The 1,359-nt window shown below is 43.6% G+C and carries 1 protein-coding gene; it reads left to right on the forward strand.

Annotated elements, in window-relative coordinates:
* The first annotated feature begins 702 nt into the window (after positions 1 to 702).
* Positions 703 to 1,110, forward strand: coding sequence for a photosystem II complex extrinsic protein PsbU (gene psbU / locus IQ242_RS24875; RefSeq protein ID WP_193961797.1), 408 nt, complete (start codon positions 703 to 705; stop codon positions 1,108 to 1,110).
* Positions 1,111 to 1,359 lie beyond the last annotated feature (249 nt).

Below are 1,359 nucleotides of genomic sequence, written 5' to 3' on the forward strand. Positions count from 1 at the left end.
GTAAAGGATATGTTGGTAATGACGTAGGAATGACAAACCCCGTGTAGTTGAGGAGCGGAATGACGAGAAATTGTCACGTTCCGTTTTGTAGAGCAGTAGGAGAGGCGACTCTCTTACTGACTTTAATCATTCTCAAAAAGGGACTAAGTACGGTGGGACACACCGAAACTAATACGCTTGGGGAGAGATTCCCTCTGGCGAATGCTGGATACGTCCTGCCAGATTAAGGAAACTCAGTGAACCAAGAATCCCTCGCTTAAGCGCGATGGGAGTGTCAAGATGCCCTAGTAGTGCTGTTCGTCATTGATAATTTTAGGGATTTATAATAATTGGGTTAGCGGATAGGGGAATGAGGAAATGGGGGGAGTAGGGAGATAGGGGAATTCAACTGTAGCAGCGGCCAGATGGCATCAGGAAAATCCTTGCCAGAAAAGGGTTTTAGCGGTTTAGATTGTCCTAACCAACTTGTTTTTTTTGATCAAACCCCAAAACCGCAAAACCCTTCCCCTAGGGCGGCAAACTAGGTTATGATCTGGTCTAATGGCATGATATAACTTTTTTAACTAGCTATCAGCGTTCAGCTAATAGCTAGGCTGCGGTGGCAGATACCAATTCCCCACCCTATGCCTAGTCGGAAAGCTGACGGCTTAACTTCTTGTCCTGATCGTTAATTTGCCTTGGTTTTAGGAGACCACAACTGCAATGAAGAATCTTGTTCGTCTGCTGGCGGTAATTGCCTTGATTATCGGGAGTTTTTGGGGCAAAGTTCCCGCTCAAGCTCTCAATCTCACCTCGATCGCCCTTCCCTCTTCCCCTGTGGCGGTCTTAAATGCGGCCGATGCCAAACTAACCACAGAATTCGGGGCGAAAATCGACCTTAATAACAGTGATATTCGCGATTTCCGGGACTTGAGAGGGTTCTATCCCAATTTAGCTGGTAAAATCATCAAAAACGCCCCCTACGAAGAAGTGGAAGATGTCCTCAATATCCCCGGACTCTCGGACACTCAAAAAGAGCGTTTACAGGCTAATCTAGAGAAATTCACCGTTACTGAGCCTTCTAAAGAATTTATCGAGGGTGATGACCGTTTTAACCCCGGGGTTTACTAAATCCGGTTAATTACGGTTTTAAAAAAATTACAAGGTGAGCGATCGCTCACCTTTTTCAGTGATCAGTGATCAGTTATTCAGTCAAGCTCTGGCATAATTAATTTTTCAGGGTTTAAAAACGGCAAAAATAAGGATTAAATTGCATAAAATCGGTAAATATACTTTGCACGGCTACAACTTGCATTTTTGACTCAAGGACAATAATATAGTTTAAGAGTCATAATTAGAAGCAAATCACTCATTAAAAAC

This window comes from Microcystis sp. LEGE 08355, from assembly GCF_015207185.1.
Lineage (GTDB): Bacteria > Cyanobacteriota > Cyanobacteriia > Cyanobacteriales > Microcystaceae > Microcystis > Microcystis panniformis.

Coding starts and splice junctions, on each gene's coding strand:
- psbU (WP_193961797.1), top strand. CDS start 703: ATGAAGAATCTTGTTCGTCTGCTGGCGGTAATTGCCTTGATTATCGGG.